At 60.7% G+C, this 25,209-nt stretch carries 22 protein-coding genes; 6 read left to right on the top strand and 16 right to left on the bottom strand.

The window, feature by feature from the left end:
- The first annotated feature begins 73 nt into the window (after positions 1 to 73).
- Positions 74 to 1,021 carry an IS481 family transposase gene (locus ACZ5TB_RS16990; RefSeq protein ID WP_464792840.1) on the top strand — a complete coding sequence of 316 codons (948 nt, stop codon included), beginning with the start codon at positions 74 to 76 and terminating at the stop codon, positions 1,019 to 1,021.
- A 336-nt stretch (positions 1,022 to 1,357) separates the two neighbouring features.
- On the opposite strand, the gene ACZ5TB_RS16985 is transcribed toward ACZ5TB_RS16990, so the two are convergent.
- The 12 genes from ACZ5TB_RS16985 to ACZ5TB_RS16930 form a co-directional block, all read right to left on the bottom strand.
- Positions 1,358 to 1,693: a DUF6933 domain-containing protein gene (locus ACZ5TB_RS16985; RefSeq protein ID WP_464792839.1), complete on the bottom strand. Its 336-nt coding sequence runs from the start codon at positions 1,691 to 1,693 to the stop codon at positions 1,358 to 1,360.
- A gap of 31 nt (positions 1,694 to 1,724) precedes the next feature.
- Entirely contained in the window at positions 1,725 to 3,179 is a 1,455-nt protein-coding gene (gene tnpC / locus ACZ5TB_RS16980) for an IS66 family transposase (RefSeq protein WP_464792838.1), read from the bottom strand.
- Entirely contained in the window at positions 3,176 to 3,532 is a 357-nt protein-coding gene (gene tnpB, locus ACZ5TB_RS16975) for an IS66 family insertion sequence element accessory protein TnpB (RefSeq protein ID WP_464792837.1), read from the bottom strand. Before tnpB ends, tnpC begins: the two co-directional genes overlap by 4 nt.
- 938 nt (positions 3,533 to 4,470) lie before the next feature.
- Complete coding sequence (locus ACZ5TB_RS16970) at positions 4,471 to 5,835, bottom strand: aminotransferase (protein WP_464792836.1); 1,365 nt, start codon at positions 5,833 to 5,835, stop codon at positions 4,471 to 4,473.
- Between the two features lie 277 nt (positions 5,836 to 6,112).
- Positions 6,113 to 6,583 carry a VOC family protein gene (locus ACZ5TB_RS16965; RefSeq protein WP_464792835.1) on the bottom strand — a complete coding sequence of 157 codons (471 nt, stop codon included), beginning with the start codon at positions 6,581 to 6,583 and terminating at the stop codon, positions 6,113 to 6,115.
- A gap of 45 nt (positions 6,584 to 6,628) precedes the next feature.
- Positions 6,629 to 7,513 (bottom strand): fumarylacetoacetate hydrolase family protein, encoded by an 885-nt coding sequence (locus ACZ5TB_RS16960; protein WP_464792834.1) that lies wholly within the window; start codon positions 7,511 to 7,513, stop codon positions 6,629 to 6,631.
- Complete coding sequence (locus ACZ5TB_RS16955) at positions 7,510 to 8,304, bottom strand: enoyl-CoA hydratase/isomerase family protein (RefSeq protein ID WP_464792833.1); 795 nt, start codon at positions 8,302 to 8,304, stop codon at positions 7,510 to 7,512. Before ACZ5TB_RS16955 ends, ACZ5TB_RS16960 begins: the two co-directional genes overlap by 4 nt.
- Positions 8,292 to 9,086: an enoyl-CoA hydratase/isomerase family protein gene (locus tag ACZ5TB_RS16950; protein ID WP_464792832.1), complete on the bottom strand. Its 795-nt coding sequence runs from the start codon at positions 9,084 to 9,086 to the stop codon at positions 8,292 to 8,294. The genes ACZ5TB_RS16955 and ACZ5TB_RS16950 overlap by 13 nt, the downstream gene beginning before the upstream one ends.
- 4 nt (positions 9,087 to 9,090) lie before the next feature.
- Positions 9,091 to 10,251, bottom strand: a complete 1,161-nt coding sequence (locus ACZ5TB_RS16945; RefSeq protein ID WP_464792831.1) for an acyl-CoA dehydrogenase family protein — start codon at positions 10,249 to 10,251, stop codon at positions 9,091 to 9,093.
- Between the two features lie 16 nt (positions 10,252 to 10,267).
- The gene (locus ACZ5TB_RS16940) at positions 10,268 to 11,464 is read right to left on the bottom strand and encodes a CaiB/BaiF CoA transferase family protein (RefSeq protein WP_464792830.1); all 1,197 of its coding nucleotides are present in this window, start codon (positions 11,462 to 11,464) and stop codon (positions 10,268 to 10,270) included.
- Between the two features lie 31 nt (positions 11,465 to 11,495).
- Positions 11,496 to 11,768, bottom strand: a complete 273-nt coding sequence (locus tag ACZ5TB_RS16935) for a hypothetical protein (protein WP_464792829.1) — start codon at positions 11,766 to 11,768, stop codon at positions 11,496 to 11,498.
- A complete protein-coding gene (locus ACZ5TB_RS16930) occupies positions 11,769 to 12,698 on the bottom strand; it encodes a LysR family transcriptional regulator (protein WP_464792828.1) in 930 nt (309 codons plus the stop codon).
- Positions 12,699 to 12,799: 101 nt separating this feature from the next.
- Between ACZ5TB_RS16930 and ACZ5TB_RS16925 the strand changes: the two genes are divergently transcribed.
- Genes ACZ5TB_RS16925 through ACZ5TB_RS16905 form a run of 5 tightly spaced genes read left to right on the top strand, consistent with a single transcriptional unit; the run spans position 12,800 to position 19,819 of the window.
- A complete protein-coding gene (locus ACZ5TB_RS16925; RefSeq protein ID WP_464792827.1) occupies positions 12,800 to 15,160 on the top strand; it encodes a TonB-dependent receptor in 2,361 nt (786 codons plus the stop codon).
- A 27-nt stretch (positions 15,161 to 15,187) separates the two neighbouring features.
- Positions 15,188 to 16,408 carry an MFS transporter gene (locus ACZ5TB_RS16920; protein WP_464792826.1) on the top strand — a complete coding sequence of 407 codons (1,221 nt, stop codon included), beginning with the start codon at positions 15,188 to 15,190 and terminating at the stop codon, positions 16,406 to 16,408.
- A 19-nt stretch (positions 16,409 to 16,427) separates the two neighbouring features.
- The gene (locus tag ACZ5TB_RS16915) at positions 16,428 to 17,648 is read left to right on the top strand and encodes an MFS transporter (RefSeq protein WP_464792825.1); all 1,221 of its coding nucleotides are present in this window, start codon (positions 16,428 to 16,430) and stop codon (positions 17,646 to 17,648) included.
- Positions 17,649 to 17,687: 39 nt separating this feature from the next.
- A complete protein-coding gene (locus ACZ5TB_RS16910; RefSeq protein WP_464792824.1) occupies positions 17,688 to 19,046 on the top strand; it encodes an alpha/beta hydrolase domain-containing protein in 1,359 nt (452 codons plus the stop codon).
- Positions 19,043 to 19,819 carry an SDR family NAD(P)-dependent oxidoreductase gene (locus ACZ5TB_RS16905; RefSeq protein WP_464792823.1) on the top strand — a complete coding sequence of 259 codons (777 nt, stop codon included), beginning with the start codon at positions 19,043 to 19,045 and terminating at the stop codon, positions 19,817 to 19,819. Before ACZ5TB_RS16910 ends, ACZ5TB_RS16905 begins: the two co-directional genes overlap by 4 nt.
- Before the next feature lie 118 nt (positions 19,820 to 19,937).
- Here the strand turns inward: ACZ5TB_RS16905 and ACZ5TB_RS16900 are convergent, their stop codons facing one another.
- From ACZ5TB_RS16900 to ACZ5TB_RS16885, 4 genes are read right to left on the bottom strand one after another with little or no spacing between them, the layout of a single operon-like run.
- Positions 19,938 to 21,167 (bottom strand): serine hydrolase domain-containing protein, encoded by a 1,230-nt coding sequence (locus ACZ5TB_RS16900; RefSeq protein ID WP_464792822.1) that lies wholly within the window; start codon positions 21,165 to 21,167, stop codon positions 19,938 to 19,940.
- 29 nt (positions 21,168 to 21,196) lie between these two features.
- Positions 21,197 to 21,871: an SDR family oxidoreductase gene (locus ACZ5TB_RS16895; RefSeq protein WP_464792821.1), complete on the bottom strand. Its 675-nt coding sequence runs from the start codon at positions 21,869 to 21,871 to the stop codon at positions 21,197 to 21,199.
- 33 nt (positions 21,872 to 21,904) lie between these two features.
- On the bottom strand, positions 21,905 to 23,101 hold the full coding sequence (locus tag ACZ5TB_RS16890; protein ID WP_464793274.1) for an acetyl-CoA C-acetyltransferase: 1,197 nt from the start codon (positions 23,099 to 23,101) through the stop codon (positions 21,905 to 21,907).
- A 2-nt stretch (positions 23,102 to 23,103) separates the two neighbouring features.
- Complete coding sequence (locus ACZ5TB_RS16885; protein WP_464792820.1) at positions 23,104 to 25,209, bottom strand: 3-hydroxyacyl-CoA dehydrogenase NAD-binding domain-containing protein; 2,106 nt, start codon at positions 25,207 to 25,209, stop codon at positions 23,104 to 23,106.

The following is a 25,209-nucleotide window of genomic DNA, read 5'->3' as shown; positions in this document are numbered from 1 at the left end:
GTCGCTAATGGTCTAGGTGTTTAGTCCCGGCATGTGATGGTGTAAATTTGACCTCATCACAACGGAGGGAGCTATGGGCCAGGTTCTCCACGGCAGCGCCAAGACCACGCACACCATTCGAGGCGAACTACAGCGATCGCAAGCTTCGGTCGCGCACCTCGCGAAGCGATACGGGATCAACGAGAAGACCGTCTTGAAGTGGCGTAAGCGGCAGTCGGTGGAAGACCTGCCGATGGGGCCGAGGGAACGCCGCAGCACCGTCCTCTCGGCCATGGAAGAAGCCGCCATCGTAGCTCTGCGCGTACAGGCGAGGCTTCCGTTGGACGATGTCTACATCGCGTTGAAGGATGTGATCCCGCATCTGACGCGCTCGTCGCTGCATCGCTGCCTACAGCGGCACGGGATCAGTCGCCTACCCAAAGCGGACCGCGAGAAGCCGAAGAAGTTCAAGGCATACGAGATCGGCTATTTTCACATCGATATCGCCGAACTGCGACACGAGGGCGGCAAGGCCTTTCTCTATGTCGCTGTCGATCGCACATCAAAGCTGGTCTTTGCCCGCATCTATCGCAGGGCGACCAAGATGGTGGCAGTCGGCTTCCTCAAATCCCTGATCCGCACAGTGCCCTACAAAATCCACACCGTGCTGACTGATAATGGCGTGCAGTTCGCCCAGTTCGAGCGCGGCACCGGCCTGATCTTCCCGCACATCTTCGGGCGTGTCGCCCAGGAAAATGGCATCGAGCATCGGCTAACCAAGCCCTACCACCCCTGGACCAACGGTCAGGCCGAACGCATGGTGCGGACCATCAAGGAAGCGACCGTCAAATCCTTCCAGTACGCGTCGATCCTCGAGTTGCGGCGGCACGTCCGCGACTGGCTGATAGCCTACAACTTCGCCAAACAGCTCAAGGCTCTCAGGTTCAAAACCCCATACGAGGCTATCGAGGAACTCTGGAAATCAAAGCCAGACATCTTTATCGTCAAGCCACACCATCACATGCTGGGACTAAACACCTAGTGGGGGGCCAGCCGAATGGCTGGTGCCGGAAACGAATCAAGGAAACCGAACCCTTGGCACCGCTTACAACGGCGGCGGCCGCCAACATAGCCGCCATTGACAGCGCCTAATCAGGTTATTGGAATCTGCCCTACGTTCATCCGCAGCTGACATGGCCTAACAAACGCGACTGTCGCCATTCACCAACTCATGAAGGGCCTTATCCGGGGAGATGGGGCCTTGTACAACGGACTGCAAGGCGCCTCGGCGAGTTTCGCAGAAATGGCTAGCAGGTCGTCGTTATCGCCCTTTTCGTGCCCATAGGCTGCCAGCCAAAATTCGGCTTGGCGCAGAAATTCATTGGAGGACGCCAACCACGCTGCGGTTAGCCGTTTTGGCGTAATTGACGCGACTCATTCGCCAGACCTCTTGAGCGATGAAATCAGCGGCGATCCCATGCTCCATCAGAACGAGCGCCAGTTGGGCGGGGAAACGCCGGGCCAACGTGGCAGCAGGCGCCAGCGGCATCAACACGGGCAGCAGAGTCCGCTCCGAAACCAGCATTGCGACTTGGGGCTGCCAGAACAGAGCGGTGGCGTACCAGTTGCCCAACGAGGTATCACTTTGGCCGGGAGGTGAAATTTCCGGCTTGATCCGATCGAGCAACTTCTTGGTGCAATGCAGGTGAAACATTGGGCCAAGGGATAAGGAGTAACCGGTGTTCTCAGGCCACGGCGGTCCATGGCATGAGTTCGCCGACGGCGCTGGCCGGATGACCCGCGGCCAGCTTGCCGAGCGTTTCGGTCAGCCAGGTGTGCGGATTGATACCGGATATCTTGCAGTTCTCGATGAGCGTGGCGATGACCGCCCAGTTGTCGCCGCCTTCATCGGAGCCGGCGAACAGGGCATTCTTCCGATTGAGCGCGAGGGGTGGGGTTGAGCGTTCGACGGTGTTGCTATCGAGATCGATGCGGCCATCATCAAGGAAGCGGGAGAGGCCATCCCAACGGGTGAGCGCGTATCGGATTGCCTCGCCGAGCTTGCTCTTGGCGCTTACCTGGCGGTTCCGCGCACCGAGGTATTGGTGGAGGTCATCGACGATGATGCGACTGCGTCCACTGCGGATCAACCGGCGTTGTTCGGCAGGCAGCCCTCGTACCTCGTCCTCAATGGCATAGAGCTGGGCGATCCGGCGCAGCACTTCGGTGGCGACTGGCGAGCTGTCGGCCAGTTCGTAGAATTTGCGGCGCACATGTGCCCAGCAAAAGGCGAGGTGGATCTGGTTGCGCCGCCGGGCGAGCGCGGCGTAGCCACCATAGCCATCGACCTGCAGGATGCCGACGAAGTCGCCCAGGTGCGTTTCCGCCCGCTCGCTCTTGCGATCGGCAGCATAGACATAGGCAACCATCGGCGGATCATCGCCGCTCCACGGGCGATCATCGCAAGCATAGGCCCATAATTGCCCGGTTTTGGTCCGCCCTTGACCGGGATCAAGCACTGGTGCGGTGGTCTCGTCGGCGAACAGCCGCTCGGATCGCCGCAATCGCTCCAGGATATGGTCGCGCAGTGGGCGCAGGTACCAAGCCGCCCGTCCCACCCAGTCGGCCAGCGTCGAGCGATCAAGCTGGATGCCTTGGCGGGCGTAAATCTGTGCCTGTCGGTACAACGGCAGGTGATCAGCGTACTTGGCGACCAGCACCTGCGCGATCAGCGCTTCGGCAGGAATGCCGCCCTCGACGATCCGTGTCGGCGCCGGGGCCTGCACAATGGCACTCTCACACGAACGGCAGCCGTAGCGCGGACGGCGCGTGACGAGCACGCGAAAGGTGGTGGGCACGACATCGAGACGCTCGGCCACATCCTCGCCGATCTGGTGGAGTGAACCCGCGCAGCAAGGGCAAACCTTGTCCTCGAGATCGACTACCTGTTCGATCCGTTCGAGATGGGAAGGCAGTGATCCGCGGTTGGTCTTGCGCGGCCGATCCGCCGGTGTCCGCTTCGCCTTGTCGCGGGCCTGCTCGGCCTGAGCCAATGCTGTCTCGACTTCTTCCAGGGAGAGCTCGAACTGGTCGGGATCGAGCTGTTCGAGGACGAGCGCACGGAGCGCTTCGACGTCGTTGGGAAGGTCCCGCTTCCATAAGCATGAGGGCAGTGAATCAGCAGACGAAAGCCCCGTCAACTGGCAATCTGCGGAGCAATCGGGCGCCGCCCGCCATGCACTCGGCGCCAGTCCAGGCCTTCCGGCAGAGCGCCCAGTTGCGCCGCCGTAAGACGCATCACGCCGTCCTGGATGCCGGGCCACTTGAAACCGCCGGACTCCAGCCTCTTGGCCATCAGGCACAGGCCGGTGCCGTCCCACCAGACCAGCTTGATCCGGTCGGCGGGCTTCGCCCGGAACACGTAGATCACGCCCGAATAAGGATCACCGCCGTACTCAGCACCAACCAGCGCCGCGAGCGAATCTGCACCCTTGCGAAAATCTACCGGGCGCGTCGCCACCATCACCCGCGTACCAGGCCCTATCCCGATCATCGATCACCATCAATGCCTGGGCCCTGCAGAGCTTGGATAACGGCTACCACCAGATCGGTCCGGGCCGCTTGCCCGATCCGGATAACGGCACCACTGACCTCGACCTCTACAACCCCATCGTGCGAACCCGGCGGCGATGTCTCGCCAACCACGGGCACGAACATCGGCTCGTGACGGGGCGAAATCTTGCTGGCCTCTACCGCGTAACGCAACTCCCGGCGCCATGTGTATAGCAGCGCGGTGCTGACATCCCGCTCGCGTGCAAAGGCAGCGACATTGTCGCAACGCTACATCTCCGCAACGAGCGCCAGCTTCTGCTCCAGCGTCCAGGAACGCCGTCGTCCGGCCAACCCGCTGAGAACTTCAACCCGTCGAACTGGCTTCAGAGCCACTCCAGTGTGAGTGTCCAATGCGGTCGTAAGGATGGCGTCGTCCATCCCCGCATCTCTGCCTGAGCCACCAAATCAGACAAGGTGGCGCCAGAACACCGGTTACTCTGTTCGAGCGGAAGGTGCCGCGTTGATGGATCAACTAATCGAAAGCGTGACGATCTATCCTGACGGCGCTCGGGGTCCCGAAGCGCAGATCGTGTCCAACGTGACGGATCTGGCGGCGTTTGCCTTAAACGACAACGCCGCCCCGTGGGGCGGCGTATGTAGTTCTATGCCGTGGGTTGCGGGAGCCGAGTTCCACCGCTGCAGAACTCGCTTTCCCTTGAACGGGTATGTTCTCGGGGCGAGACCGTGACAGGATTGCTAAACCGGCAGATTGCACCCACGGCCCGCCGAAAGTGGGTGAATAGTATCTGTCTCAATAAAATTGTCTCGCAGAGTTTGCGAGCGCCAAAAATTCCTACATTTTTTAACCGGTTTGCTAAAAAACTGGTCACTCCCGCGTCGATACTGGAAGCGCGGTAGCGGATCGCCCGCGAAAACCTCTTACGCAGCGATCTCTTCGAAGATCGCCATAGTGCGCTCAAAACGGGCAAAAAGCTCGTCAAGCTCTTCCGCTGTGATGATAAGCGGTGGGCAGAAGACGATCGTGTCGCCTAAGGCTCGCACGATCAGTCCTTGGCTGAGCCCGATTTCAACCAAGCGCGCACCCGCCTTAGCGGCTGGATCGAAGCTGATCCGGTTCTTCGGATCAGCATAAAGCTCGATCGCGGCCACCAGCCCCACCCCTCGCACTTCGCCGACATATTTTCGGCCTTCATAGCTACGGAGCGCCTTCCAGAATTGCGGCATCAATGACTGCACATGGCCGACCACATTATCTTCTTCGTAGATCTTGAGCGTTTCCAGTGCGATGGCGCAGCTCACCGGGTGCCCCGAATAGGTGAAGCCATGTCCGAAGGTGCCGATGGTGCCGCTGTTTCGGGCGATGGGAGCATAAACCTTCTCATTGACCATCACCGCCGAAATCGGTGCATAGCCGGATGACAAGCCCTTTGCCGTGGTCAGAATGTCGGGCTTCATGCCGTAGGTGGTCGATCCGAACATCTCGCCCGTCCGGCCATAACCGCAGACCACCTCGTCCGCGACGAGGAGCACGTCATATTTGGCGAGGACTTTTTGAATCTTCTCGAAATAGGTCGTGGGCGGCTGAATCACCCCGCCTGCGCCCATCACCGGCTCAGCGAAGAAAGCGGCGACGGTCTCCGGCCCTTCCGCCAGGATGCGCTTTTCAACATTGTCGGCCAAGCGGGTAGCGAAATCCTCTTCGCTCTCACCAGGCTCGGCGTAGCGGAAATAATGGGGGCAATCGACATGCAAGATGTTATGGATCGGCAGGTCGAAATCACGGTGGTTCGTGATAAGGCCACTTAGGCTTGCCGAAGCCACCGTCACGCCATGATAGGCGTTGAGCCGGGCAATGATCTTCTTCTTTTCAGGTTTGCCGATGGCATTGTGATAATACCAGATTAGCTTGACGGCAGAGTCATTCGCTTCGGACCCGCTGTTGGCGAAGAACACCTTGGACATGGGCACGGGCGCGATGGAGAGCAGCTTGTTGGCAAGCGCGATAACCGCCGGGTTCGATCGACCGGTGAAGGTGTGGTAATAGGGCAGCCCCCGCAACGCATCGCTGCCCGCTTTGGCAAGGCGCTCGTTGCTGAAGCCCAGCGAAGCGCACCAAAGGGCAGACACGGCTTCAAGATAACGCCTCCCCTTATCGTCTTCCACAAAAACGCCGCCACCCGTGGTAATGACAAGGGGGCCGACCTCAGGATGGGCCTCCAGGTTGGTGAAGGAGTGAAGGTGAGCTGCAATATCAGCTTCGGCATTTTCGCTGGGATCGTACATTTTCGTCCTGCTTGTAATCGTTAAGAACTGACTTCGCGGCTACGTTCATTTTCATGCACGCCCGGTAGACCATACAGCCTTTAGTAGTTGACTTGCCTTTTCTACATTTACGCCCACGGGGCGGAGCATGATTCAGTTTAATAACTCGGCGTGCTACAACAGCCTGAGATTTCCGTTGAAACCCTGCTCGAGCTCAGACGCCTAACTTTCCTCACCAAAGTGCCAACGCGGCCACACTAGGCCCGCCGCCATAGGTCGAACCCTGGCCGCGAAGCGCTCAATCGCCAATTTTGAAATTTCCATTGGACTGTAGCGGCGTTCGCCTGGTCAATGACACTTCCCAAATCGTGCCGACGGGGTCAGAGAAATAACCGGCCCGATTGCCGAAAATCAGGTCTCTCGCTGGCGAAATTACCTTGCCGCCCAGTTCCACGACCTTTTCGAGGATCATTCGCTGTTCGTCCTCATCACGAACGACATAGCTCAAGATGACACCGCTGAACGCGGGCGGGTGCTTCACGGCATCGGCTACTTCAGGCGGAAGCGGCTCTCCAAACGCCTCTTCAGCACCCAATATCCTGGGGCTGATCATGAATACGAACCCATTGGCGTTGAACAGTGGAAGAGATTCGCGGCTGAGGGATGATCTTTTCCAACCAAGGGCTTCGTAAAACGCACATGCGCGTGGAACGTCATCGACGCAAATCACTATGCAGCTCAGTCTCTGCTCCATGATGGTCATGTCCATTGTTTCCTCTCTCATTCGGTCCATTCAGCGCGATAACCGGCTGCCTCAGTCGGCTATCCGGTTACGCAACTGTCCAAGCTTGAGTGCTTCCAGCACGATTTCGTCGCCAGCTTTCAGCCAGCCATGCTTGTCGCGGCCTTTGGTAAACCGCAGTTCGATGATGCAACCGCTTGGACAGGTGCCAGAACCGATGACGTCGCTAGGATAGAGTGTTGCATCCGCCGAAGCGTGCGCCAGCAGACGAGGCCAGTTGAAATACATCTCGCGCAGATTGCTGTCTGACCAGCACTCACCATTGACGCGACCAGTGAGCGGCAGGTCGATGCGCCCATCAACGATGTCGAACTCATCAGGTGTTGTCAGCCATGGCCCACTAGACGTGGCGAAATCCTTGGCCTTGGCGGGGCCCATGAATAACTTGGTCTCCTGTGCGCCAAGGTCACGCGCTGACCAGTCGTTGATCAGCATGAAGCCCGCGACATGATCGGCCCAGTTCGCGTCATCGACATCGAGGTCTCTCACCGGCGACCCCATGACCAACGCCACCTCAAGCTCATAGTCGAGCGATTTTGCCTTACGCGGCGGGATAACGGGGTCATCCGGACCAATGAAGCAATTGGGATTGCTGAAGTAGAAAACCGGAATTTCATACCATAGCGGGTTCATCTTGCCGCCAATGCCCTCGACGCAATTTTTCGTGTGCATCTCGAAGGCGGAAAAGTCCCGGAATGACCGCGGTTGCGGTACAGGGGCCAGAAACCGCACATCTGCGGCATCGAAATTCCGTCCCAGCGCAGGCGCCTGCCGCGTCATCGCGACTGCGACCAGATCATCGGGGCCAGCGCCCGTGACTTCCGCGACACGCCCATCATCCAATATCAGTACCAAGGACGTCGTTTCGTCCCGCAGGACTGCCCGGCCAATCTTCATGAGTTTTGATCTTTCCTATTTCGCGCTGCTTGCGTGCGCGCATCTTGCGCTTCACTCCCAAGCTGCGTCAGTGTCGCCGACAGCAGTTCGGCTCGCATAAAGCTTTGCAAATCCTCGGTTTCCGCTCGGTCGATCAGCGCTTTGGTCAATTCCACCGCTTGTGGCACATGACTATGCAGAGAGCCGATCAGCGCGATGGTGTCCGCCTCCGCCTGCCCCGGTTCCGCCAGTTGATTGACAAGGCCCAGCGCCAACGCGTTCTCGGCACCAAGGGCGGTATCGCTCAACAGCAGCGCTGAAGCGCAGTGTCGTCCCAACCGCTGCGTCAGAAACCAGGCGATACCGCCGTCAGGCACCACGCCCAGCTTGACGAAAGGTGCAGCGAAGCGTGCCGTCCGGCTCGCGACGATAAGGTCGCAAGCCAGCGCCAAGCTCCAACCCGCACCGACCGCCGCACCTTCGACCGCCGCTATGACCGGCACGGACGCCGTGCGGATCGCCGTGATCACGCGATGCCCCAGCGCCACGCGCTCCGCTGGAGCCGTCGCACGAAACCCTTCGGCTGGAAGCGATTTGACGTCACCGCCCGCAGAAAAGAAATCCCCCGCTCCCGCGATTATGATCGCCCTTATGTCCGCTTCACCGCAGAACAGGTGAAGTGCGGCTTCTATCCCGCGCCACGACTCAAAAGTCAGCGCGTTGCGTGCCTCGGGGCGATTGAGCCGGATCAGCCCGATGTGCGATGCAGGTCGCTCAACCTGCACGCTGTGAATGCCATTTAGATCTTCCATTGCGGCGCACGCTTTTCGGTCCAGGCACGCGCGCCTTCACTCGCATCGGGGTGCGGCATATGCGCATCAAGCGCCCGGTCGGCCGTAGCGATCACTGCACTCTCATGTGGCGACTTGCTCAGCGCGCGCAGCAAGCCAAAGGTCTCCCTGACCGCCGTAGGAGATGCGTCAGCGATCCGACGCGCCGCCGCCATGGCGGCCGCCATGCTCTCCTCCGCCGTGTCATATAATTCGTTGACCAGCCCCAACGCATGGGCGCGCTCAGCATCGAGAATGCCGCCTGCCAGTGCGATCCGCTTCGCCTCGCTCGCGCCGATGATCCCGACCAGCCGCAGCGCACCATAGCCGCAAATCTGGCCAACGTTGACATGCGTGTCCAGAAAGCGGGCGTGCCTGGCCGCGAACACAATGTCGCCGTCCACCACGAAGCCCAGCCCGCCACCAGCCGCAGTCCCATTCACCGAAACGATCACCGGCTTGGTGAAACCTGCATGTGCCCAGGTCAGCCGCCACGCCTCGCCCGTGCGTTCACCCGGACGGCGCAACTCACCCTGCGTCGTCAGGACGCTGACGTCCGCGCCCGTGCAGAAATGCCGGTTACCCGAAGCGGTAAAGACCACTACCCGTACATCGTCGTCGTTGTCCAGCGTCGCCCATGCCTGGCTCAGGGCCTTATATATCTTCCGCGTCAAGGCATTGCCGACGCGCGGGTTGTGCAGCGTCACCGTGGCAATGCCCTCGGCCTTTTCGATATAGACGCCTGGCGCCCGTTCTTCGGTCATTTTATCATTGCCCCAAAAGGTGTCGCGCGATCATGTTGCGCTGGATTTCAGATGTGCCGCCAGCAAGGCGTAGGACGCGGACGTCGCGATACATTTGGCAGATCGGCGTTTCCGCCATGAAACCGGCGCCGCCGAATATCTGCAGCACACGATCGACGACCCTCCCCGCCATTTCCGAGGCGTAGAGCTTAACCATCGCCACTTCATAGGGCGCCACCTGTCGGTCGCCCAATTGCCGGGCGAGCGCGAAGGTCATGGAGCGGGCGGCGAACAATTCGGTCGCACAATCCGCCAGCGAATGCTGGATCGCCTGATAGTCCGCAATCGCGCTGCCAAACGCCTTGCGCGTCTTGGCATAATCGACGCCAAGTTCGATGGCGCGCTGCGCCGTGCCCAGCGCCGTGGTGGCCATGGTCAGCCGTTCTTCGGCAAACGTCTTGAATACGAGCTTGAGGCCGCCGCCCACTTCACCGATGACGGCAGAGTCGGGCAGTTCCAGATCGTCCAGCACCAGCTCGGCCTGTTCCAGTGGGCGGCCGCCCATCGTCTCCTGAAGCCGCGCAACCTTCAGGCCGGGCGTGCCCTTTTCTACGAGGAACAGCGTAAACGCCTTGGACCCCGCCTCGCGCCCAGCGGTGCGGGCGAGAACGAACAATATATCCGCGCGCGCGCCGAAGGTTATGTAATGCTTGCCACCATTCAACCGCCAGCCGTCAGGGATCGGTTCCGCCTTGGTCTTGAGCCCTTGCACGTCCGATCCCGCTTCAGGCTCCGTCACGGCAATCGCAGGCAAGATCGTGCCAGCGGCGATACCGGGCAGATATTTCCGCTTCAGCGTTTCGGAACCACCAAATTCCAGAAAGCGCGCGGCGATGCCGTTGGCGTTGTTCAGTTGCACCCACACCGGCTTGGGCGCGCGCGTCAGTTCTTCGTGGATCGCGTAAAAGGCCAGGTGCGAAAGCCCCGACCCGCCATATTCCTCGGGAATGGTGAGGCCGAAATAGCCACTGTCGCACAATTCCTGTTGAAGCGCGTCGGGCACTTCTCCACTTGAGCTAATCTCGACCTCATGAGGCAATATACGGCGGTTGACGAAATCGGCGGTCGCGCTTTTCAGATCGGCGACGTCGTCGGGAAAATCCAGAATTCCAGTAATCAGCGACATTGGTTAGCCTTTACAATTATTGGGGCCCGGCATCGTTCAGCAATGCGTTATCGGCGCCCAGCGCGGGCGCCGCAGATGCGGCGGGCCGCTTAGTGCGGAAAATAGAGAATGGCGAAGGCACGCCATGCAAGGAAGTGGAATCCCAACTCCACTCGCTGGTCATTTCGTTGGCCGCGACCTGCGGATCGGACAACAACTCGTCCGGGAAGGCAACCCGTTCCCAGGTTACCCCTTCAGCTGCGAAGCGTTCGGCCCAATGAGACAAGGGATGTGAGCCAAAGACTTCATCCAGCAGGGCAATTATCGCAGCCGCATTCTCCCCGATCGAACGCGGGGAGGCAAAACGAGGATCGTTGGAAAGCTCAGCTCGGCCAAGCGCCCTGGTTACACCCGGCACATGCTGCATGGCATCGACGCAAGTCAGGAAGAACCATCTCCCGTCGGTCGTTCGATAGCTATTGTTCAACGGTGTGCGGGACTTCAACCGGGGGCGGGCTCGCGGCACGCGGCCATAGGCCTGATGCGACACCAAATCGCCACTGATCGCAAAGGCCGCCGTCTGCAACAAGGATGTCTCGACCAGCCCGCCGCGCCCGGTGCTTGCCCGTTCCAGCAGACCCGAAACTATGGCCGCATAAAGGGAGAGCGAGGTCATGAGGTCGCCATAGCCGCCTGTCAAGGCAGCGGGCTCGCTGCCGTCCTGGGTGACTTGCGAGAGAAAGCCGGATCGCGCCCAGAAGGCGCCGACGTCGAAGCCCCCATTGTCCGCATCCGGCCCGCGCAGGCCAAGTCCGGTCAGGCTGGCTACGATCAGTCTAGGGTATCCTGATGCGAGATCCTCGGCGTCCAAACCCAGCCTGCTAATCTGCGCGGGTCGAAGGTTGTTCACCAGCACATCCGCTGTACTTAGGAGCTTTTCAAATCGGGCGCGGTCCTCTGGCTCAGTTAGGTTCAGCACCACGCTCTTCTTGTTGCGGTTGAGCATTGCAAAAGCGGCGGAGGAGACATCATCGCCGCGCATGGAATGGGGAAAGCGCCTGACCGGATCACCGCCTGCGCTTTCTATTTTCAGGACCTCGGCGCCCAGATCAGCGAACATCGCGGTTGCATTGGGGACGGCCAGCCAGGAGCCGACCTCAACAATGCGTAGCCCGGCAAATGCCTCGAGCCTGGAGTCGGCAGGGGATTGGACGGATGAGTGAAATTCGTTCATGCCCCCATCACACTACAAAACAAACGACCGGTCAATTAAAATTGCAGAATGGCTGGTGCTTTAGGACGCTGGCGTTATGCAGAACAACACTTAACTCCAGATTTTCAAAACTTTTCTGCCCACCAAAGGCGTCCTCAAGAGCGTCGCCACAAGACTCATTTATTTTATTGACCGACCGGTTGGTTGTGTATAGCCTTTCCGAAAGCCTAAAAAGGTAAGGAAAGGATTCTGGGTGGAACAGGTTCGCCACAATCATGGCAAGCTGCGCGCTGCGGCCGACGATTGCTGTTCCATGCATCAGCAATCAGCCACGATCGTCAACACGTTGCGCATCTTCTGCCGCGTCGCCTATGGCCTTGGCCAGCAAGTCGATCGCCGGTCCGTCGCTGGATTTGCGTCTGACGAGGTACAGCCCTGCGTCAAAATCTATGCCCACAAAGCGTCGGAAGCACAGCCCTACCGGGTGAGGTCGTTCATGGATCGACGTGCTGGCGATGCTGATGCCCATATTTGCGGCGACCAGCGCAAGTCGAACGGTTTCCACCGGAATTTCCTGAACGATACGCGGCTGGGCTCCGGCCGCGACGCAAGCAGCGACGATCTTGTCAAATGCTACGGTGTCAAGCTCGCGCGAAAAGCTCAAAATCGGAAAGGCGGCAAGGTCCGCCACGCTGACCTCAGCCTTGTCACTCAGCGGATGGTCCGTGGGCATGACGACCACGCTGTCGAAAGTGCGTATCCGCTCAGCAAAAAGCCCTGGCTCGCTCACATCGCCCTGAACGAGTGCGAGGTCAACCTGTCCAGTGCGCAGATGATGAAGCGCCTCGCCACGGCTGGTCACGATTTTGACAATCACCTCGACGTCGTCCGTCATGTTCCCGAAGACCGTGAACGCCTCGCCCACGAAACGCAGCTGTCCGGCGAGGGCGGTCATGCCGATCCTGACGGTCCCCGACCTTCCAGCCGCGTAACGAGCAAGATGCGCCTTGGCGTCGGCGACGCTTTCAAGAATTGGTCGAGCGTGCCTGAGCAGGATTTCACCCGCCGGCAGCAACTGCGCACCACGAGGCAGCCGGAGGAACAGCGGCAGCCCAAGCTCTTCTTCCAACTCATGGATTCTCCGGGACAAGGCGGATTGCGCGACATGGAGTACGCTGGCCGCACTTTGGAAGCTGCCCTCTTCAGCAATCGCGACGAAATAATGGAGCCTTCTAAGATCCAAATCACCCTCCATAATTATCAATTATCATTTCAATAACAAATCAACTTTGATCAATAAACCAACATTATGAATTATTATTTTAGGTATATCATATACAACCGGGGAGTATCGTCATGAATAGAAAGAAATTCTATAGAGCTATTTTGTGCGGAGCCAGTGCACTTCAACTGAGCCATAGCCTGCCTGCTTTCGCTCAGGAAGGCACTGAGGCAAAAGGCAACGAGATCGCCGACATCGTTGTGACGGCGAACCGCCGCGAGGAACAGCTGCAGACCGTCCCGGTGGCCATTACCGCCTTCACTGGAGAATCGCTCCGTCGCGAGGGCATAACGTCGAACCAGGATCTGGCGGGTAAGGTGCCGTCACTCGTCGTCGGCCAGGCGTCCGGCCAGCGCGATACACAGACCTTCACCATCCGCGGTCAGGGATCGACCTTCGGCGGCGGACCGGGCGTTGCGGTCTATTTTGCCGAAGTACCCCTTCCCCAACGCAGCGACACCGTCGGCCAGATCGGCACCGGCACGCTGTTCTACGATCTGGAAAATATCCAGGTCCTCAAGGGACCGCAGGGCACGCTGTTCGGCCGCAACACCACCGGCGGCGCGGTGCTGGTGGAACCGGCCAAGCCAAAGAACCAGTTTGACGGCTATGTGCAAGGGCAGCTCGGCAACTATAACGACCATGAAGTCGAGGCTATGGTCAACGTGCCGGTGGTCGAGGACAAGCTGCTGTTGCGCGTCGCTGGCCGCTTCGCCGCGCGCGACGGCTATACCCGCGAAGTCACCACCAATCGCGATCTCGACGACCGGCATTACTGGACGCTACGCGGCGGCCTGACATGGCGGCCGACAGAGACAATCGAAAATTACCTGCTGGTGACGAATGTGAAGGTCGATCAGCATGGCACCGGATCAGTCTTCGCCGGTTTCAATACGGCGCTCAACCCCGCTAATGGCGCCTTGCAGGGATCAACGGCGCGTGTCTTCGGCGTCCCGCTGCTAAGCCAGGTCCTGGCCGAGCAGCAGGCCCGTGGCCCGCGCAGGACCCAGCTCAACATCGTCCCGGTGGAAAAGCAGCGCCTGTTTATGGCGACCGACAGTCTGACAATAGATCTGTCCGACACCTTCAAGCTGCGCAATATTGCAAGCTATGCCCGGTACAAAACCCGCGCCGCTTTCGACCAGGACGGGTCGCGCCTGCCCATCCAGGACACCGGGCCGGGTGACGCAAATTCCACCGATGCGCGGCAGTGGACGGAGGAACTACAACTCCAGGGCAAGCTGCTGGACGATCACCTGAACCTGGTGACCGGTGTCTATCATGAAGATGCCAAGTCACTGGGGCCGGAAATCCGCCAGGGTTCAAACAACGGCGCATTCTCAACGGCCTCGACTGGCGAGCATCGCAAATCGACCGGTGTCTATGCACAAGCGGCGCTCGACATGGGCGTTCTCACCCCGGCGCTCGATGGGCTAAGGCTAACCGGCGGCTATCGCTACAGCTGGGACGACAAGAAATCCTTCCACGCCTTCTACACGCCGACGGCCTGCATCATCCCGGCGGCGACCTTCCCCGGTTGCCAGCTCAGCGCCCGGTCGAAAAGTTCGGCGCCCAACTGGCTTGTCTCCGTCGATTACCAGATCACGCCCCGCGTGATGGTCTATGCCAAGGCAAGCCATGGCTACAAGAGCGGCGGGTACAACTTCAACGGCACCAACCCGCAGAAGCTGACCTTTGAACCGGAATATGTAACGACCTATGAAGCGGGAGCCAAAACCCAGTTCCATCTGGGCACCATCCCCGTCCGCCTGAACGCCGATTATTATTATTCGGACTATAAGGACATTCAAAAGTCGGGGACGACGACTACGGTTTTGCCGAACGGCCAGATTTCCGGCGGTTCTGCGATCGTGAACGCGGGGGCCGCGCACATCCAGGGCATCGAGGTGGAAGCGACCATCAATCCATTCCCGAATTTCAGCATCAGCGGCGGCTACAGCTATACCGACGCGAAATATGACAAGTTCCAGTTCACCTATCTTTCCGGCGGCCAGGTGTTGATTGACGACAAGACGGCTGTTCCATTCTCATTTTCGCCTAAGAACCAATTTTCGGTATCGGCGCGATATGACCTGAAGCTGGACGACATCCAGACGCTGTCACCCTCAATCAGCTTCTCGCATGTGGACCGCTATTACACGCAGATCACCTTCCCCAGTCAGGAACCCTTCGGCTACCTGCCGCAAAGCAACCTGCTCAACCTGCGCGTCGAATGGGCCAATGTCGGGCGTCGCCCGATCGACATGTCGTTCTTCATGACCAATGTCGCCAACAAGACCTTCCCGATCCAGCTGCAGGCCAATTACGGCAAGAATGGCGCAAGCTATGGCGGCGGCTTTGCCCGCTATGTCTATAGCGAACCCCGCATGTATGGCATTCAGTTGCGCTATCGCTTTGGCGCGTCGGCGCGGTAAATAACGGACAGGAAGAGGAATAAGACCATGAAAACGAAAAGTTCCGTCCTAGCGCCGGGATGGCCGATATTCCTCTTCCTGCTTTTCGCCACACTGCCCAATACCTTCACGACAACGTTGCTTTCGCCTGGGCTGCCGCTGCTAGCAGCGGAACTGGGGGATGGAGCGCGTGGCATAGCCTATGCGCAAATGCTGATGACCGTTCCGGGCATCGCCATGATCGCATCACCTCTGCTCGGCTGGCTTGCAGACCGCTGGGGCAAGCGTCCGATCCTTCTCGCCGCCCTGTTCACAGACACGGCGGCGGGCCTCGGGTGCATGATGACGACCGATTTCACGGTCCTTATCATCCTTCGCTTCATCCTGGGCCTGGGCGTAGGCGCGCTGATGACGGTCAGCCTGTCCATGATCGGCGATTATTATGCCGGTGAAGCACGCACGAAAATGCTGGGCTATCGCTGGGCTGCGATGACGTTCTTCTCGATGCTTGCCGTGCAGGCAGGCGGGCTCTTTGCAAATAGTCATGGATGGGCTGCGCCGATGTGGCTCTATCTCGTTGGCGTCCCCCTGTTCATCTTTGCGCTGCTGCGCGTGAAACCCGCTGCGCGCCAGTTAGAAACAGCGGTCCAGGAACCAACCGAAACGCAGCAACCGTTGCGCGAGACGATTAACGCGATCTTCATTCTGGCCATGCTGGGTAACGTCTTCCTCGCTCTGGCACAGTATAATATCTATACTCAGTTGCCGTTCCTGCTTCGGGAAAAGGGGTTTCTCGACCCTCGCACATTCGCGGCCGTCATGTTGCCGGCGCCATTGGCCTCGATCGGGATCAGCCTCTATTTCGTGCGGCTGAGGCGAAAGATGCACCCCTTGGCGATCATTGCGCTCTCTCTTGCCTTGTTCAGCCTTGGCACGATGTTGTTCGTCCGTGCTGACGGTGTGACGGGACTGCTTATTGCCTCCGCTGTCACAGGCAGCGCTTCCATTCTGTTTGAACCGGCGCTCAGCAGCTTCCTGCTGGACCGTATCCACGCCAGCCGTCGCGCCTTTGCCATGGGAGCTATCTTCAGCACATTTCATGTCGGCCCGTTTTTGATCCCGATCATCTTTGGCCCTGTGAACAGGATGTACGGCTTCTCAACGTCATTCATGCTGCTTGCCGGTGCGACGCTCTTCGGCGCGGTGCTATTGGTCATAGGTTCACGCGGGCGCATTCGACCAGACCCGGTCGTCACCGCCCCAGCCTGACGCGCCGGAGATTTCGCGGATGCAAACCCGAACGATCGCTATTGCCACAACAACGCAATTCATCGTGATGCTGGGGTTCACCGTCATCCTGCCAATCGGGCCGGACATCGCGGTGGACCTGGGCCTACCAGTAGCAGGTCTCGGACTATTGGCATCATCCTATTCGTTGGCGGGGTTCGCCACGGGTCTCGGCTCGGCAGGACTTCTCGATCGATATGATCGTCGCACGCCACTAACAATCTGCCTCACCCTGATCGGCCTTGCTACCATAGGGGCAAGCTACGCCAACAGCCTGCCGATGCTGATGCTCATGCGCGCCATCGCGGGCGGATGCGGCGGAATATGCTCGGCACTGTTGACGGCGATCATTGCCGATACGATCGCACCCGAACGACACGGACGGGCCTTCGCGCTCGTGCTCGGAACAGGCCCACTTGTGTCGATCATCGGCCTGCCTATGGCGATACAGCTTGCCGCGATCGCGAACTGGCGGTTGCCTTTACTGCTGCTGGGCACGGCGGCGCTGGCGCTCATGGTGATCGCGCGGTTCGCCCTGCCCCCGATGGCGGCACATCTGAATGACCCCCTGCGTCCCGCCGGATTCCGGTTGAAAGGCGCATTGCTTCGCCCTGCCTTTCGTGTCGCCATGGCGAGCATATTCACGATGACAATCGCCTTCGGCCTGCTGGCGGCGAACAATGCGTCGCTGCTGCTGCTCAACCTGCACCTGCCCCGCGGCTGGCTGGCGATATTCTATATGGGGTGTGGTGGAGTAACTTTCGCCCTGCTTCGCGTGGTTGGACGGATTATGGATCGCCGGGGTCCTCACACATTGATCCTGCCTGCCGCGTGCACCTTCAGCGGGGGCGTGTTACTAAGCTATGTGCTCCCGTTTGGCCTAGCAACGGGCGCGACCGCCATGTGCGTCGTGATCATGAGCATATCGACCTTGAGCGTGTCCATGACCACATTGGCGCTTCAGGCACCTGATTCGGTCGAGCGGGCCGGGTTCGGCGCATTGCTCGGTGCGCTTCAATATTCAGCGAGCGCCATTGGCGCGGCCGTATCAAGTGGCATCCTGACCGATTTGCCAGGACCGCGCCTAGGCAACACCCAAACCGTCGGTCTGTTGTCGATCGGCGCAGCCGCGCTCGTTCCCTTATGGGCGGGCATGCTGCGGCGGCACTTGGTCGCAGCACCGCAGGAACCGCCCTGCCCGCAGCCACAACCCGCTGAATAAATCGTTCACAGGAGAGAATTGCCAATGCCGGATCGGAGCATGATCGGACCCGTTGAGGGCGGACGTGGCCAGCCCTTCATCCAACCGCTGTTCGACTGCACCAGCGTCGAATATAGGCAGGAGGAATATTTCCTCTCCGGCACCGCCTCGCGCTTTCATTTCGCGGATGGGACCGGGCCATCGCCGGATGGTCAGTGGCAGGTCGAACGAGGGGAAGCTCTGCCCTATTGCACCCGCATTGTCGTACGACGTCCCGCAGATGACTCCCGCTTCAATGGCATCGTCATCCTGATCTGGAACAATGTTTCCGCCGGTTTCGACAATATCCGCACCCATCCCCTGATGTATGAGAATGGCTACGTCATCGTCGCGGCATCCGTGCAGCGCGTCGGGATTGAGGGGTTTGCGGGCCCCGACCCCAAGGGCCTCCTCGCCTTCGATCCGGAGCGATACCAGGACCTTTCGATTCCGACAGACGACATATCCTACGACCTGTTCTCGCAGATTGGAGCGGCGGTCGGTCCGCACCGAACTGGTCCCATCGACCCCTTAAGGGGCCTTGCCGTGCGGCATGTGATCGCCCGTGGCGCATCCCAGTCGGCTGGGAGGCTCGCCGCCTACATCAACGCGATCACGCCGATGGGCCATCCCTTTTCCGGCTTCATGCTAGACGTTTACTTCGGCAGCCCCACCGCCATCGAAACGGATGGCGATGCGCTACCCGGTGGCCTGGACGATCTGTCAGACCTGATAGACGGTAGCTGCCCGTCCGGGACCAGCCGGCTGCGCGACATCGACGTCCCCGTTTTTGTGATCAATAGCGAAACCGAAAGCCGCAGCTTCGCCCTCGTCCGCCAACCAGACAATGAGCGGTTCCGCCTGTGGGAAGCAGCTGGCATCGCTCACGCAGGGGGTATCAAGGTCAGCGCGGCCTTTACCGCCACGGACCTGCCGCCCAACAGCATTGACATTCAGCCCTTTCGCGACGCTGCTCTTTACCGGATGCGTCGATGGATCGAAGAGGGCGTCCCGCCCACTATCCAGCCGCGCATTAAGGTCAAACCGGCAAGCGACAGCATTCCGCCGCGCATTGTCCGCGACGCACTCGGGATTGCTCGGGGCGGTGTTCGCCTGCCCGAGGTCGCGGTGCCGACGGCTGTGCATACTGGTTTCAATACACCCGATTGGGCGTTCCTTCGCGGATCGAGCGAGCCATTGACGTCGGAACAATTGGCCGCGCTATATGAAGGCCCCGAAGATTATCTGCGCCGCTTCAGCGAAGCTGCCGAAGCCGCTGTTGAAGCTGGCGTTCTGCTGCCAGAAGCAGCACGAGCATCGGTGGAGCGCGCAAGAGAAGACAATCCGCTGAGCCACGAGCAAAAGGAACAAAAGGCATGATATTGCCGGAACTGCGCGACAGGACAGTCATCATCACTGGCGGCGCGTCAGGCATTGGCCTTGCCAGCGCCCATGCCTTTGCCCGGCAGGGCGCCAGACTGCTGCTCGCCGATGTCGATGAAAGCGGCCTGGCCGCTGCCAGGGACGCACTTGTCGCGACGGGGGCGGAAGTAATCGTGGAACGGGTCGATATCGCTGACCCCGCCGATGTCGCGCACATGGTGGAACAGGCGATCCTTCATTTCGGAGGACTTTATGCGCTCATCAACAACGCCGGCATCACCCAGACCGGGATGAAACATCTTTGCGACGTGGACGAGGATCAGTTCGACCGTCTGATCACGGTCAATCTCAAGGGCATGTGGCTGGCCATGAAATATGCGATCCCGGCCATCGAACGCAGCGGCGGAGGCTGTGTGGTCAACATGTCCTCTTCCGCCGGGCTGGTGGGGCAGGCAGGCGTCAGCATCTATGCGGCAACCAAACATGCCGTGCTGGGCATGACCAAGGCGGCGGCGCTGGAATATGGCATGAAGGGCGTGCGCATCAACGCCGTCTGCCCGGGCGCGATCGACAGCCCGATCCGGGCGCATCAGCGATCAAACTACACGGCGGAGGAATGGGCCGCTCGCAGCAAAGCCTATCATCCGTCGACAGGCCGCGATGGAACGGCGGATGAAGTGGCGGGGGCGATATTGTTCCTGTGTTCGGACGCGGCATCAAACATCCACGGTACATCGCTGGCCGTGGATGGAGGGCGCACCGCCCAATAAGGGCGCCCGTTCGCCAGAGTATTTTCGAAGCAGGCGACATGACCTGCTGGCTCAAAAAATGCGGAAATTCAGGTGATTGGGAACGTGGTCCGATCCACCGATCGGACCACGCTATTGCTCAGTCCAGAGCGTCTTGCTCCGCCGCCATCGCCCGCGCAACGTCGCCGATGGCGATCCAGGGCTGCTGTGATGGATCTTCGATCCGGCTGAACATCCGGTTGTGACAGATCGCAACGGCAAGGCCGCTCGCCGTGTCGCCCCAGCCGATCGATCCGCCAGCGCCCGGATGGCACAGGATGGACGGTGCTATCCCGATCGCCGCTTCCACGCCCGGATGGTCGCTACCGAGCCAGAAGCCACCCTGCCCCAATATGGCGACACGGCCGACCACGCGATCAGTCTGGAACGGGTCCGTGCGCAACTTGGTCAAGCTCTGCACGGTGGCTTCAGAAAGGATGCGCACGCCGTCCAGTTCACCCCCGCATGCCAGCATCGCATAGAGGCGCGCTACCGACCGCGCGTCGGCAATGCCCCCCGCGCCCGGCAGAACGGCCGCGTGAACATCGGGGCGGTTGAAGTTCGCGGGGCCGGTCGCCACCGCTGGCGGCACGGCCAGGCTGAGGTAGGGCGCAACATCCTCGCCAGCGCGCGCATGGCTGGGCGCCACCGCCGTGGTCAGTGACACCGCCCCGCTATCGCCTGCCGACGCCTGCCCGCCATGGGCGACATTGGTCAGCGTCGCAACGCGCGGTTCCAGCGCGGGATCAAGGCCGAGGTGGAAGTTCGCGATGCCGAGCGGCGCGCAGATTTCCTCCGCGATGAATTGGCTGATCGGCCTGCGCGCCGGGTCGGTCCGCCGCACGATCTCACCTATATACCAGCCGAAAATAAACGCCTGATAGCTGCTCTGGGAATCGGCGGGGAACAGCGGCTCCATCTGTTCGATGTGGCGGATCATCCAGTCCCAGTCGCACATGGTTTCCACTGTGATCCCCGGCGGCATCTGCGGCACACCCGACCGATGCGACAGGACATGGCGAACCGTGATCCCTTCCTTCCCGTTCGCCGCAAACTCGGGCCAATAGCGCGCGATCGGTGCATCATAGTCGATGAGGCCTCGTTCGGCCTGGATGTGACAGGCTACGGCCGTGAATGATTTGGTGACTGAAAAGACAGGAAAGAGCGTTTCTCTCGTCACCGCGCTACCCGTGGTCGCATCGGCCTTCCCCGCCCATGTGTCCACCAGCAGCCGTCCCTGATAATAGACCGCGACCTGCAAGCCCACTTCCCCGAGCTGCAAGGCCCGGGCAATAGCAGCATCCATGTCCGGGGTGCTGATCCTCTCCATTCGCATCTCCTGTCTATTCGCTTCTTACTTCATGATTTTGCGCCCAGCGACACCTTGATCCCTTCGCCGGTAATCGCGGCGGATTCCGGCGACAGCAGAAACGCAACCACCTTCGCCAGATCAGCAGGTGCCACCCATTCGCTGCCGTCGGCGTCCGGCATGTCGGCCCGGTTCGCAGGCGTGTCGATGATCGTCGGCAGGATCGCGTTGACGCGGCTATGCGGCTTCAATTCATTGGCAAGGCTTTCGGTCAGCGCCATCACCGCCGCCTTGGATGCGGCATAGGGCGCCATACCCGCCGCCGGAGCACGAGCAGCCGCCGCGCCGATATTGACGATGCTGCCACCCGATTCAGACAGATAGGCGGTGGCCGTCCGGCAGCAGAGCGCGGCCGACAGCAGGTTCATTCGATACATCCTGTCCCAATCCTCAGGATCGGTATCAGCCACCATGCGCCACATGAAACCGCCAGCGATATTGACCAGACCATCGATCCGCCCATGCACCTTTGCAATCTGTGCGAAGGCTCCGGCAACGGCATCCGGCTGCGTCAGGTCGATGCCGCCAATGGCCATCCCATAAGGATAGCTCTGCGGCGCCTCGCCCAGATGGATGGCAGCGATCACATGCCCCCGGTCGGCAAGCAGTTCCACGACGCTCCTGCCCAACGCGCCGAACGCTCCCGTTACCGCGATAATGCCCATGACAACCCCTCTATGTCTGCAATTGCCCACACGCTAGGCACGTTCGAAAACCGCTGCCAGCCCCTGGCCGCCGCCAATACACATCGTCTCAAGGCCATAGCGCACGTCACGACGCCGCATTTCCCGCAACAGGTTTGCGAGTATCCGTCCCCCCGTCGCACCAATCGGATGGCCGAGCGAAATGCCGGAGCCGTTCACGTTCAACCGGTCCCGATCATCCCAGCCCCAACCCTTGAGCACGCCCAGCACCTGCGGCGCGAACGCCTCGTTCAATTCGACCAGCCCGATGTCATCCCAGCTGAGCCCAGTCCGCCGGAAAAGCCGCTCCACCGCAGGAACGGGACCGATGCCCATGCGAGATGGCTCGCACCCCGCCGCTGCCCAACTATGCAGCCACGCCATCGGCTCCAGCCCCATTTCCTCCAGCCTATCCTCCGCCACGACCAGGCAGGCGGCGGCGGCGTCATTTTGCTGGCTGGCATTGCCTGCGGTTACGACGCCATTCTTTTCGATAGGACGCAGGAGGCCAAGGGAATCCACCGTAGCGTCCGAGCGGAATCCTTCGTCCCGGTCGAAAATAATGGGATCACCGCGACGCTGCGGCACGGCAACAGGCACCAGTTCATCATCGAACCGGCCTTCCGCCCACGCCGCCGTCGCCCGCTGGTGACTCATCGCGGCGTAGGCGTCGCATTCCTCGCGCGTTATGCCGAAATCGCGCGCGACATTTTCGGCCGTCTCTATCATGCCGCTGATGACGCCGAACCGCGCGATCGGCTGCGACATCACGCGCCCCCTCGATAGCCGGTCATGCAGTTCCGTCGATCCCCCGCGCACCCCCCGGCGCATCTGTGTCGTATAATGTTCGACCTGGCTCATGCTTTCGACACCGCCCGCAATCACCACATCGGCCGCGCCAGTCTGCACCATCATCGCGGCGTCGATCACCGCCTGAAGCCCGGAGCCGCAGCGTCGGTCGAGTTGATAGCCCGGCACCGAGACCGGAAATCCCGCCGCCAGCGCCGCCCAGCGTCCGACAGCAGGCGCCTCGCCATTGCCATAGCCCTGCGCGAAGACGACATCGTCCACCCGCTCCGGGTCAATCCCGGTGCGATCCACCAGCGCCCGCAGCACCACCGCCGCCAGTTCGCCCGCAGGGATGTCGGCCAGCGCACCCAGATATTTGCCGACCGGCGTCCGGATAGGATCAACGATGGCTGCCCGCCGCATTTTCATGCCTGCACCTTCCCGCTTCCAATACCCTCAAAATCGCGCCCCTCGGCGGCGAGCTTTGCCAACAGTGGCGAAAGGATAAAATCCTCGCCCAACCGAGGTGCGAGCGCCCGAAGCCGCTCAACAATCAACCCGATGCCCTCCTGCCCCGCCCAGAAAAGCGGTCCACCGCGATAGGCCGGCCAGCCATAGCCAGTCGCCCAGACAACATCGACATCGGACGCCCGCAACGCCTTGCCTTCTTCCAATATGCGCGCGCCTTCGTTCACCATCGGATAAAGGCACCGCTCGAATATCTCGCGCTCCCCTATCTCCCGTCGCACAATGCCCTTGCGCTCTGCCAGTTCAAGGATGATGCCCTGCACCTCATCGGACGGGACAGGCTTTCCCGCAGCGTCATAGTCATAATAGCCCTTGCCCGCCTTCTGGCCGAACCGTCCGCGCTCGTTCAATATTTCCCGGACGGTCGAGGAACTGCTCGTCTCCCGGTTCCAGCCCACATCATTGCCAGCCAGGTCACGCATCTGGAACGGCCCCATGGGAAAGCCGAAATCAAACAGCACGCGATCCACGTCCCACGGCATCGCCCCTTCCAGCAGCAGCTTTTCCGCTTCCTTCTGCCGCTGCGCCAGCATGCGGTTGCCGACAAAGCCGAAGCAGTTACCGACGATCACGCCGACCTTGCCGATCCGGCGCGACAGGCCAACGACCGTAGCGAGTATGTCGGGCGCGGTATGTTCGCCCCGCACGATTTCCAGCAACCGCATGATGTTGGCGGGCGAAAAGAAGTGCATGCCAACGACGCTCTCCGGCCGGTTGGTGAAAGCCGCGATATCGTCCAGATCGAGATAGGATGTGTTCGTAGCCAATATCGCATCGGGCCGCGCGACCCTGTCGAGCGCCTCGAAAACCTCGCGCTTGACCGCGATATTTTCATAGACCGCTTCCACGATCAGGTCGCAAGCGGCGACGTCTTCAATCCGGGTGGTGGGCCGCAGCAATGCCATGGCCGTATCGATGGCGTCCTGCGTGACACGCCCGCTCGACAAGCCTCTTTCATAGTTTCGACGGATCATGGCGACGCCCCGATCCAATGCTTCCCTGTTACGCTCAACCAAAGTCACGGCAATTCCGGCAGTCAGGAAATTAATCGCGATGCCGCCACCCATCGTGCCCGCGCCGATGACCGCGACTGTCTCGACCGGTCTCGTGCCGCTGCCTGCCAGATCGGGCGGCAGCTTTGCCGCCAGCCGTTCGGCCAGGAATATGTGCCGCTGCGCCAGCGCCTGATCGCCGTCCCGCAGGCCCTCATAAAGGGCGCGCTCGGCCTTCAACCCTTCCGCTAGTGGCAGGCTCATCGCCGCCTCGATGCAGCGCACCGCATATTCGGGCGCCTTGAACCCGCGATATTTGCGCGCGTTGGTTTTGCGATAGCGATCGAACAGTCCCGCGACCTCCTCCGCCGGAAGGTCTTTGGTCGCGCTCCCGACAATTGGTAGGCCGTCACGCGCCGCCAGATCCCCCGCCAACGCCACGGCGCGGGAGCGCAATTCGCCATCCGCAACCACGGCATCGACCAGACCGGCCTTCAATGCCTCATCTGCCCCAATCTGCCGCCCGCTCGTCACCAGATCGAGCGCGAGTTCAGGCCCGGCGATATGGGTGAGCCTCTGCGTCCCACCAGCGCCTGGCACAATGCCCAGCTTCACTTCGGGCAATCCCACACGCGTGGTTTTCGCCGCGACACGGGCATGGGCGACCAGCGCCAGTTCCAGACCCCCGCCCAGCGTGGTGCCATGAATGGCGGCAACCACCGGCTTGGGGGAGCGCTCGACGATCGCCTGAAGGTCGCGCAATTCCGGCCACTCTCGCGGCTTTCCCATGGCCGTGATGTCCGCCCCTGCATGAAAGGTCCGCCCGGCACAGGCGATGACAATGCCCCGCACGCCTGCGTCGGCATAGGCCCGCTCCAGCCCTGCGGCCATTCCGCTCATCACCGCGTGGGACAGGGCGTTGACGGGAGGATAGTCGGTGGTGATCACGGCGATGCCGTCCTCGACCGCATAATCCGTGACCTTGTCTTTCGTGATCGTATCTACAGTCAT

The organism is Sphingobium sp. TomTYG74 (genome assembly GCF_055393875.1).
This window is presented reverse-complemented; position numbering and strand designations above follow the sequence as displayed.